The organism is uncultured Methanobrevibacter sp., from assembly GCF_937881195.1.
Lineage (GTDB): Archaea > Methanobacteriota > Methanobacteria > Methanobacteriales > Methanobacteriaceae > Methanobinarius.
Genome location: NZ_CALGFC010000025.1, coordinates 156889 through 168279, shown reverse-complemented (window position 1 = coordinate 168279; position 11391 = coordinate 156889). Strand labels below are relative to the sequence as shown.

At 23.4% G+C, this 11391-nt stretch carries 9 protein-coding genes and 1 tRNA gene; 3 read left to right on the top strand and 7 right to left on the bottom strand.

The window, feature by feature from the left end:
* The first annotated feature begins 552 nt into the window (after nucleotides 1-552).
* A complete protein-coding gene (locus tag Q0087_RS04260) occupies nucleotides 553-1023 on the top strand; it encodes a hypothetical protein (RefSeq protein WP_297898436.1) in 471 nt (156 codons plus the stop codon).
* 201 nt (nucleotides 1024-1224) lie between these two features.
* On the opposite strand, the gene Q0087_RS04255 is transcribed toward Q0087_RS04260, so the two are convergent.
* Nucleotides 1225-1914: a hypothetical protein gene (locus Q0087_RS04255; RefSeq protein WP_297898435.1), complete on the bottom strand. Its 690-nt coding sequence runs from the start codon at nucleotides 1912-1914 to the stop codon at nucleotides 1225-1227.
* Nucleotides 1915-2067: 153 nt separating this feature from the next.
* Between Q0087_RS04255 and Q0087_RS04250 the strand changes: the two genes are divergently transcribed.
* A tRNA-Lys gene (locus tag Q0087_RS04250) sits at nucleotides 2068-2142 on the top strand.
* 29 nt (nucleotides 2143-2171) lie between these two features.
* Here Q0087_RS04250 and Q0087_RS04245 read toward each other — a convergent pair.
* Both Q0087_RS04245 and Q0087_RS04240 read right to left on the bottom strand, forming a co-directional pair.
* Nucleotides 2172-3236: a hypothetical protein gene (locus Q0087_RS04245; protein ID WP_297898434.1), complete on the bottom strand. Its 1065-nt coding sequence runs from the start codon at nucleotides 3234-3236 to the stop codon at nucleotides 2172-2174.
* Nucleotides 3237-3419: 183 nt separating this feature from the next.
* Entirely contained in the window at nucleotides 3420-4130 is a 711-nt protein-coding gene (locus Q0087_RS04240) for a hypothetical protein (RefSeq protein ID WP_297898433.1), read from the bottom strand.
* 181 nt (nucleotides 4131-4311) lie between these two features.
* Between Q0087_RS04240 and Q0087_RS04235 the strand changes: the two genes are divergently transcribed.
* On the top strand, nucleotides 4312-5121 hold the full coding sequence (locus Q0087_RS04235; protein WP_297898432.1) for a hypothetical protein: 810 nt from the start codon (nucleotides 4312-4314) through the stop codon (nucleotides 5119-5121).
* A gap of 258 nt (nucleotides 5122-5379) precedes the next feature.
* On the opposite strand, the gene Q0087_RS04230 is transcribed toward Q0087_RS04235, so the two are convergent.
* The 4 genes from Q0087_RS04230 to Q0087_RS04215 all read right to left on the bottom strand — a co-directional run bounded on the left by Q0087_RS04230 (nucleotide 5380) and on the right by Q0087_RS04215 (nucleotide 11300).
* Nucleotides 5380-6411 carry a homing endonuclease associated repeat-containing protein gene (locus tag Q0087_RS04230; RefSeq protein ID WP_297898431.1) on the bottom strand — a complete coding sequence of 344 codons (1032 nt, stop codon included), beginning with the start codon at nucleotides 6409-6411 and terminating at the stop codon, nucleotides 5380-5382.
* 239 nt (nucleotides 6412-6650) lie between these two features.
* Nucleotides 6651-7373 carry a hypothetical protein gene (locus Q0087_RS04225; RefSeq protein ID WP_297898430.1) on the bottom strand — a complete coding sequence of 241 codons (723 nt, stop codon included), beginning with the start codon at nucleotides 7371-7373 and terminating at the stop codon, nucleotides 6651-6653.
* Between the two features lie 48 nt (nucleotides 7374-7421).
* Nucleotides 7422-10493: an Eco57I restriction-modification methylase domain-containing protein gene (locus Q0087_RS04220; RefSeq protein ID WP_297898429.1), complete on the bottom strand. Its 3072-nt coding sequence runs from the start codon at nucleotides 10491-10493 to the stop codon at nucleotides 7422-7424.
* Between the two features lie 549 nt (nucleotides 10494-11042).
* Nucleotides 11043-11300: a winged helix-turn-helix domain-containing protein gene (locus tag Q0087_RS04215; RefSeq protein ID WP_297898428.1), complete on the bottom strand. Its 258-nt coding sequence runs from the start codon at nucleotides 11298-11300 to the stop codon at nucleotides 11043-11045.
* Nucleotides 11301-11391 lie beyond the last annotated feature (91 nt).

The window sequence follows — 11391 nt, the reverse complement described above, 5'->3', positions numbered from 1 at the left end:
ATATAAAAGTTATAATAGCTAAAATTTAAAAAATAAGTAAAATAAAAAGATTAAAGAAATGAAATTTAAAAATAAAATAAAAACACTAAATATTCCTAATCTAAAGATTGAGGGATGGAGAATTTTCAAGATTAAAACCAAAAGTTATAAAAAAATAATCCCATATATTAAATAAATAAAATTAATAATTATTTTTAATCTTTTTTAAAACTCTTTTATGGCCTTCTAAATCATCAATATTATCAAAATCTAATTTAATAGTTTTTTTATAATATTTAGATGATTTTATATAATAACTATATAAATAGATAAGCTCCAATAATAATAATTGTCTCAATAATATAAATTATTTCATAACAATTTATTTTAAAACTTATTTTCCTATTTCAATTAATAAATATTATTTAAGTAATTATTAAATTAGTTAAATAATTATATAAATATACTAATATAAAATATTAGATAAAGCTCAGTAAATTATATTATAAAAATAAAAAAATGATTATTCAGATAAAATATAGTATATAAATTTAATAAAAAAGGAGTTAGATTATGCCTAAATTAACTAAAAAAGAAAAAGATATTGTTGAAGAGTTAAGTATCGATTTACAAAAAGAAATAGAAAAAAAATACAAAAAATTAATAAAATGGGGGCCTTATCCAAGTAAATATAATTTTGGGTTCCGTTTTGGAATTGAAGATGTTTTTAATAATTATGCTATAAGATTAAAACAGCAAAATGATCTTGGATTATCAATAGGTATAACAATAGATTCTGACTATGATTTTTTTGAATACTTAAAAGATAAAAACAATATTACTTTTCTAGAAGAAGAAATTAAAGAAATATTAAAATATTCTGAAGGAAACAACACTCATAAACGCATTTATTTCGACTATTTAATTGATTTAAATAAAATAACTGATTGTGATAGAAAAATATTATTGTGCGAGTTATCCTATAAAGCTACACTTTTAATGAAAGCTGTTTCAAAATTGCATGAAAAATATAAAACAATTTAAGTTTACCCCGTGGGGTATAAAGTTATTTTAGAAGAAAAAAATTTTCTTCATTTCCTAAACAAATGATTTTAAGAAATTTTTGGCTTAATGATTTGGACTTTTGCCAGGACACAAAATATTATAAAAAAAATCTTAAGATCAAGGGTACAAATCCCTCCAAGTCCGTTTATTAGATTTTTTATTTTGAAAAATTTTATATGATTATGTTCCTCCAAGTCTAGGAGGTAATAATTCAGATATTGGTATCTGTAATATTAATACTAAGTAGCTATACATAAATACAAACAATAGAATAATCAATGAAATGCTAATTATTCGAAAAACATTCTGCCCCTTTTTAGTTCTAACATCATAAGGTATAAATCTATTAAAATAATCTGGAAATAAAGGAACCAAAGAAGAAATCAAACTTAAAATCAAAACAATAACCCCCAAGTCTAAATGAACTTCACTAGAAAAAAATGCAGGAACTAACATCAAAAAACCTAAAGAACCTAAAAAAGATAATACATAACTTTGAATAAAATTATAACCTATTCCTGTTTCAGGTAAAATATTATCATCACTGAAAGTGCGAGTTCTAAGTGCAAGCATCAATGATGGGAAAAATACTGGAAATATTATCATAAAATAATCAAATCCAAATACTAGAAGAAATAGAAGATAATAAACACTAAAATTTAAAAAAAGAAACAATATCCTGCCTTGAGAAGTTACCTCTTCTTGAGCATTTCTAAATTTGTAATTACCTCTTTCTCGTAAATATGGCAAAGGAGATATTTTATCCAAAAATTTCCCAATAAAACCCCTACCAAACCACATAATTAAATAAAAAATAAAAAATAAAAGCAAATAAAACATAACTTTTAAAAGAGCAGTCCCCGAATCCATAATTACAACCTCCAATTATTCAAACACTAAATATTCATTTTAGAATATATAAAATTTTTCAAAAAATCTAAAGATCGAGGGTTCAAATCCCACCAAGCCCGTTAAACACATTTTATTTTAAAAAATACTAATTTTACATAATATACAATATAAGAGCTTTTAGCCTAATTTGGATAAGGCAAACGACTCTTAATCGTTAGAGCGCGAGTTCAAATCTCGCCAAGTCCGTTTTTCAATATTGATGATTTAAGGTTGTTTTAATTTCTATAAATTGCAATTGGCGAAAAAGTAACTGATGGGAATTTTACTCCATTTTCACGATAAACTCCATCAAATGATTTAAAAACATTTTCAAATGCCACTTCTAAAGATTTTGACTTTATTTGATAAAAATCATCCTTGGTTAAACCTAAACTATTCCAAATTTTCATATTTTCAGTTTCAATATCTTCAAAATTTTCGTATAAATTTGTAATCGAAGTGATTTTATCATAATTATTAGTAATTCTTTTGTATTTTGTATCTTTTATCTCATTATCAGGATCATAGTTTTCAGGAAAAATTGTAGATATTTGCCCAAAAACGTACCATTCAGAAACAGGAGACAAACCATACTTAAATATTATGCTTTCGATACTTTCTCTTAAAAAATTTATATTAATGTTCCCTATGAAATTTAAATCGACATTTTTTGAAAAAGGCATGGATTTAATAGTTATCCTATTCCTATAAAAATTTTCTAAAACAAAAAGTAGCCCCTTAAGATAACTTTTATTTAATAATTTTCCATTAATTTCCATTTGTTGCTCTATTACATCCCATTGTTTAATTTTATAATCTAAAGGAGGCATATTGGGTGAAGTTATCACGCCTAAAGCAGTTTGAAGTTCATTGATATTTTTTGTCATTTTAATAAAATTATTGTAATCTTCAATTTTTACTTTACCTTTTACTAATATGAATGATTTATCATCTAATTTCTCATTGAGCTTACCTTTTTTCCAATATTTTTCTATATCTTCTGATTCATGGATTTTAATAATTAATTCTTCCTCAATTAACTTTTTTTCAATATAATTGTACATATGATCATGAAGAGTTCTTGTTTCGGTTTCCTGATTTTTCATTAATAAATCAACTGCTCCCTTTGCATCCAATCCTAAAAATTCTAAAACTTTTCCAGTACCAACTTCCCCACTCAGTTGTGTGTCATTTCCCTTTGTTTTTGTTTCTCTTTCAAGTAATCCTTCTTCAACTTGCGAAAATATAGATTTTAATCTTTCAATATCTAAATAAATAAATTCCCTAATATCTTTTTTCATAGAAATCACCAAATAAAATATATCTCTAATATATTATTATAAGTAATCCTAGATAATGAAAAGTAATAATTATATAAAATATTTATTCAATATATTAAAACTTTTTTTCCTTTTTATCTGCTAATTTGATAAATACCTTGTTTAATTTTTTATAAATTGTTTTGTAGGCATTAATAATCCTAATTAATCTAAAAATTCTATTTCACTAAAACCTCTATCTTCAATAATATAATATTTAATAATTCTTCTAAAATAATTTAAAATTGCATTGTCAGACAATATTTTTTTTTCAATTTTCCCATATTTTTCTTTTTTAGTATTGTGAGCAGATGATTTTGATTTACTCTGATTTAATGTTGTTTTAATGTCGATCCATTCATTTTTAGTGATATTAACATACTTATAATATTTATTTCCATCATAATCATCCAAAGCTTCTTTAATCTTTCGAAGCATTATTAATAAGTTTGTGCTATTAATTTCGCTGAAAAGAATCATTATATATCTAATATTTCTATCTTCTAAATTTTTAACTTTAAACTTAGGTTTAGGAGTAATAATAATCCTTAATTTTTCATCTAGTGCACTACATCCACCTTCAATGCTCAAACCTTCAACATATATTGCAGATCTTGATTCTTTTGTTTTTCCATCAATTCTTATGTTTGGCTTTTTTTTAAAAGGGATTCTGTTATTTTCATCTAAGTAAAATAATGCTCTAAGAATTGAAATTTCTTCAAGTATTTCTTCATCCGTCAATTCATTTGAACAATCTTTAAATTTTTTTAAATAATGTTTATTATCTTTCTCATAAATAAGATCATTCACATACTCATTTTTCATATAATTTTTGATAAAATATTTATCATTATCTGTTATATGCACATCAACCATTAGAAAACCCTTTTTAAATTTTAATTTGATAAAATTCCTTGTTTAACTTAATAATATTTATATACAATTATCAGTATTTTTTATTATTATAATTTTCTATATTAATCATACAACCATATATAATATAGAGGTAATGATTATTAAAAAATATTATTAAATGATAATATACAAAAAGTGAATTATGTTTAAAAAATTGAATTTAAAGAAAAATACCAATTTATTTATAATAATTATTGTTATCATTACATTATCTATTTTAGGTATTGTATATTTTCTTACAAATAATACTGAAATTAAAAATTTTTTGATGAACTTATCAACTGAAATTATTGGTGCTATATTCATATTTCTTATTTTTGACTATATTTTAAAATCAAAAGAAAAAAGAGATAAAAAAAATAAAAAAAAATTAGCTATTAAACAATTTAATAAAATAATATTAGAATATATAAATATATTATCAAAAATTTATAAAGCATCTTCTAAAAAATTGCCTAAAGATACTGCAACAATTTCTAGCCTTTTTTCATCCGATTTTTTTGAACAAGTTAAATATTTGGATGTAAAAAGTGAAGCACCCATATTTATTGGTAGAGATAAAAATGGTAGAGATAAAAAAATTACATGGTTAGAATATTTAAATTTTGAATTTAAAAATTTAGATGAAGAATTAAACGAAAAATTAAAGATGTATTCAACATTCTTAGATGATGATTTATTAGATAGTATACTCAATATTCAAAAAGGAAAATTACAAGAACATATTTGGCTTTTAAAAAAATTTGGAAAAAATGCAATAGACCTATATCCATTTGAAGGAACTATTAGGTCATTGAAAATTACTGTAAATGGACTAAAGTCTTATGAAGATATTTTAAATAAAAATGAAGATAAAAGCTTGAAAATAAAATTAAGTAGAATGGTTTGGAGCGAAAATATGAGTCCAAAGTTAGGAGAATCTAGAATAAATAATTTAGGTAGAGATAAATAAAGACTAAAAATTATCTTTAAAAACACAAAACTAATAACTTTTAATAATATTATAATGCTAAAATAATTAATATTTTTTTATACATTATTATAATTTAGTTTGCATATAACTCTAAAAATCCTTTTCCTTTATCTGTTAATTAATTATTGCAAGTGTTATTTATGTTATACTTATTCTATCTCATTAAAAGTAATATATTATTCAATATACTTTAAAATTTCTTTTTTATTTATAATAAGATCGCATATAGGTTAATTGCTAATTTATTGCTTTTAAAATCTTTTTTTCAAGTTTTTTAGAGTTTTCTAAATCTTTTGAATACAATTCTAGGAGTTTAATGCCATGTTTTTTACAAATTTTCTTTTTTAATTTTGTTTTTTCATCATAAGCTGGATTTCCTTGTAAACCAAAATATTCAATAAATATATTATTAACTAAAAAGTCGGCTCTATAATTTTTTTCTGGATATTTTGGCTCTTTTTCATGTTCGATTCCTAAAGAATATAATAAATCGTCAATTGTTTTCTCCCCTAAAGATAAACAAACATCCCCATCTTCAGCTAAACATTTTATACCTCTACTCATTTTTTGAGCATCATCATTTAAAATGCCAGATTCTACAAGAGCATTGAACCAAGACCCAAATTTCTTTTTAATTACTTTAATTGATGGTTTTCCTTTTAAAAGTTTCAAAATAATTATTTTTTCTTCAACAGATAAGCTATATAATGGAGGATATCTTGTACCATCACTTTGTGAAGGTATTTTATTTATAATATCCTTTAATTCAATGATATATTCTAATATTCTCTTTTTAGAAATATTATTTTGACCTTCATAAAATATGCTTTTATTTAAACATATTGTACAAAAATCTAAATTGTCTATTCCCAGAATTTTAACTAAAGGATATGGTAAAGAGTCTTCACTAAATTTTTCACTACATAAAGGACATTCTTTTATTTGTGGTGTTCTTATTAACTTTGTTAAATTTAAATCTTCAGCTTTAGAAATAGCAAAATACATTATAATATTATACCATGCATATTGTCTACAAATAGGATCTTCTTCTCGCCATTTGTTAATAATTTCTTCCCCAGTTAATTTTACAATTTTATCTGAAATATCCCATGGAAACATCCATTGTTTTTCAAGAATTTCTTTTTTTATTAGGTTATTATGTTTTTCACTCCACCATTTAAGAATGAATTTATTTTTAAGATAATCAGGATTACCTTTAAAGTTATATGCTGATTCAGTTCTTCGGGAAGGATCATCATATATTCCCATGATAAATCTCCTATTAAATTTTAAACTATCTGTTTTATATATTCCAAAACTTCTTTTCCTTTTATCTGTTAATTAGATAAAATTACTTTTATAAATCATCATTCAATATTTAATCCATACAATAATATGCATTTTTTATTATTATAATTTTCTATATTAATCATACAATAATATAGCAAGAATGAATACTATTTTTAAAAAGAGAGGTTAGAGGATAAATATTAAAAATGTTAAAGATTTTAGTAGTATTTATCTTGGCCTGATTCATAAAATTCTTCTTCAGACATAGCTGTATCTTTAGTACCATCACCCCTAGGATCATTCATAGCATCTTCAACATAACGATCGTACTTGCTTTTATCACTTTTTTCACTTTTATAAGTATTATCACTTGTACTGGTGTTTGTGTCCGCAGAAGTAAAATTATTATCAATGGTTACTATTTTCAATCCAGTTGTAGTGAATGTTTTTAATATAAAAGAGCTAGCTAACTTATTAATAAGTTCAGAACTATTATCACAAGAAATTATGACAATTGTCTGCTTATTTGCATCAAATATTAATGCAATATATTTATTTTTTTCACTATTATAATAAACTGTGTAATTTTCAGTGATATTAACAGCTTTATAACTTTGATTTTCAGTTAATTCTAGAATAGTTGCTGATTTAGTCATTCCAAATACATCTAAAGGAATTCCTAGAAAGCTAATATTTTGATTAGAGTCCAATTTACATATTTTTATACTAATATTATTTTTATCATTAGACTCATAATTAACAAAAGTCCAATAATCATCATGAGTTGCATTAATAGTAAATTTTGTTTGAGCAGGAACAGATATACTTATCCTGTCATCTTCATAAGTATAATCCGCAACATATGTTAAATAAGCAATACTACCTACAATAGCTATAATAGCAATTATTATACCAATTATGATTACTCTTTTTTTATCCATTTCAATCACTTTAAACTTTATATTTTAATAATTTTTTTTATGAGTTTATTATTCTTTTAATGAATTTTCAATTATTTCAATATCTTCAGGACTTAAATCATATAATTCATAAACTAGTTTGTTTATTTTATCATCGGTTGTTTTTATTTGTTTTTCTAATAATTTTTTATCATGAGGGGTTTTACAATTAGCTAAATCTTTATTCAACTGAATCATCTTATCTGATAAATCAATAAATACTTTTTGCTTATTCCTACTAATAACAACAATAGGATAATCTTTGATTGTTCTGCCTTCAAAAGAATAATATCCTCCCCTCATTGATTTTCCTATTTTTTTATTTATGAAATCCATCAGAGAAGAGTTCAAAATTGCTAATAAATAATATTCATTAAAAGTGGCCCTATTTTTTAGTTTTAATGCATAACCGCCCGCAATTCCGGCAGTTATATAATATTTACCTTCTTTATCTAGGGAAAATGAAGATTTGAAAGCACTATTTGGAGTCATGATTTTGGGTTTTTGATAATCTAACATACTTTTAGGATAAGTAAAAGCGTACCATTTATTTTTAATATCCAATTTTCCATTTTCGCGATTTTTTAAAGTTTTTTCATTAATACTAAAATATTTCCATGCATTTGGGTATTTTTGTTCCATTTCATCAGGACTGATTAAATCAAAGCTATCTTTAGATAGTTTATATGGGAAAATTAAATATTTATTTTTATAATTAAAATTATATCTTTTAATCTCTTTACCTTTAATATATAATCTTAAAATATCTTTTTCAATTAAATGATAGTCTTCTGTCTGTTTCGAATATATTTTTATTAATTCATCATTATTTTCTATAGAATCTACGATATATATTTTATCTGCACTAGTTGCTAATCCCTGAAATATTTTTTCAGTTATATCTCCTAAATTAATTGGCATTTCCAATAAATTATTAACTAATTTTGCTGACTTACCAATATAAAATCTCCATTCTGGTTTCGAGTAAATATCTTTATTTAATAAACCAATACTTAAATTTCCATCATCATATTCATTATTTTTAGAGATTATATTAAAAATTTCAGAAGGGTTGTTTAAGTCATTTATTTCTACATATTTAAACTTTTTAGAATTTTTTTCTAAAAATAATAAACAAGTATATGTACTAGCTCCTTTGAAAATTTGATTATCTTTAAAATTAATAATGCAATCTAATGAAGAATTTTTACTAATAATTTCACGAAGTCCTTTTCCATAGTTGGCTAGAATAAACCTATTTGGTAAAATATATCCTAGTTTTGAATTTTCATTGATTAAAATTAGTCCTTTTTCAACAAAAAGATTATAAATATCATAACTACCAATAGAAGAATCATAATTATTTTTAAAATAATCAACAGAATTTTTATCTTGTTTTAGAAGCTGAATACGAATATATGGTGGGTTTCCTATTACTGCATCAAAACCTCCATTAGCCATTATAGTAGGATATTCTTCTTCCCAATCAAAAGGATTTATCTTTTTTATCTCTTCCTGTGTTAAATCAGGATTTTCTAGTATATCTGTTCCTATGAGACTATTACCACATTTTATATTATCTCCAAGATAAGGCAACACTCTTTCTTGTATTAATTTTTGTTGTTGTTCAAGAGCATCTTTATTCTCATTCTCCAATACTTTCAACAGTAAACTGAGTTTAGTTACTTCAACTGCCTGTGTATCAATATCAACACCATAAATATTGTTTAATAATATTTCTTTTTTCTTTTGTATTGTTAAAAAATATTCTCCTCCATTTCCTTGATATATCGTATTTTTAGGATGTTTAGTTAGCTTTGAATAATAATCAATATGCCATTTTAAAAGATAATTATATGCTCCAAGTAAAAATGATCCACTTCCACATGCAGGATCCAGAATCCTTATTTTAGCTACTTGTTTCGGTGTTTTACCCTTACATAATTCCCCAACTGTATTTTCTACAATATAATCCACTATGTACTGTGGAGTGTAATAAACTCCCCCTGCTTTTTTCACTTCTGGTTTTTCTTCAATTTTAGCTTGATGTGAAGGAGTTAATCTTATTATTTTCCCTAAAAATTGTTCATAAACATTTCCAAGTATCTCTGGAGATAAAACACTGAATTCATATGGTGATAATGGATAGTATAAATTTTTTATTATTTCTTTAAAAACACCATCATCAATTTTTAATTTTAATGTAAAAGTATCAGCAGGTTGACTTATATTTTTCTCTTCTTTAAAATGAAATAAACCTGAATTGTATTTGGCATCTGCTTTTATGCATAATTTTCCAAATTCAGCGTAAATATCTGGTTTTTCAAGTATTTTTAATAATTTTTGGTAAGGTTCTACTCCTCTGTCTTCAGCCATTCTGAGGAATATTATTCTGTCTATTGTTTGTTGAACTGCATAGTTTAAATCTTCAACTGATAATTCTTTATTTCTAAGTGCTATGTTTTTTGCTAATATTAGTCTCCAATTTTCTATTTCTTTCAGGAATTCATCATCAACTTCGCTTGTTCCTTTTTTACCTGTGCCTTTAGCATATTTATCGAAACTTCCTTTGAGAACAGCTTCTTTTGATAGTATGTTGTATATTTCATCCCATTTTTCTATATAATCTGTGTATTTGTATAATGCTACCCTTCCTGTTGAAACATTATCTTTGTTTGAAGGTCTTGTTTTTGATTCATATATTGCTAATTCTTCAAAGTCAGTTAATACAGATAATGCTAATTTTGCACTCCAAGCATATCTTCTTAATTGATGAGCAGGATTTTTATCTTTAGCAATATTTACTGATGGTTTTTTTGCCTCTACAAAGAACATTCTCCTTCCATGTAAAGTGAAGCTATAATCAGGAGCTTTTGTTTTACCTCCCACTTTTATACTATCTTCAAGAATAACATCTCTATACTGTGGTGCAGTGTCTTGTTCGTTATTAACATCCCATCCTAATGCTATAAATAATGGATCTATGAATTCTTGCCTTACTGTTGTTTCATTATAAGATGTACTTTTGTAAGATTCAATATTTTCATTAAATTTCTCAACTAATTTTTTTATGTTACTTGGAGCTTCTCTAATAACTAACACCCACCAATCATTAAAAATATTATTTTCTTAATTTTATGTTTTGATACTTTTTTATTAAATATTTTTCTAAGTTATATTAATAAAAAATATAAAAAACTAAATAATAATTTAAAAAAAATTATAAAATTAAGAAAAAAAATATATTCTCTAATAATATAAAGATAGAATATTAGGATATTTTATCTTTTAGACATACGAAAAAAAATATTATTTTGAAATAAAAATCCCAAAAAAATAAATAAAAATAATTAAGAAACCTTAATGTCAAAACAAAAACCAAACAAAGTATTAATAACTTGTACAATTGAAAATAAAAAGTTTTCTTTAAAAAAAATTAAAAAAATAATGAGACATAAAAACTATAATAACAATATAATATGATAAAATAAAACAAAAAATAGATAATACTATCTATTTAATAAACCATTACTTCAAAAATCTTAATAGCATATAAAGTTCTTATAGTTTTACTAGTTTAAATATAGATAACTTAAGAGAATTATAGAATTTAGTGACTTATATTAATATTTTCAATAATATTTTTTTTAATTAAATATGTTTTAATACTTCTTTTCCTAAGTCTGTTATTTTATATAGTCTTCCTTGTTTAAAATCTTCATTTAAACAAATAACTAATTTTTTATCCATTAATTGTTTCAAATATCTACTTACATGATGAATGCTTATGTTTGTAGATTTAGAAATTTTAGATGGTGTTTTTATATTCTCCTTTAAGTCTTTCAATACTATTTCTTTACATTTACTTCTCTGTATTATAGCTATTCCTTCAATTAATTCTCTTTCCATAATATATTAGATGTTGCACAGTATAATATTTTTAGGTGCATTAAACTTGCACAGTATGTACACAATATTTATATATTCTTAAAATAATTTA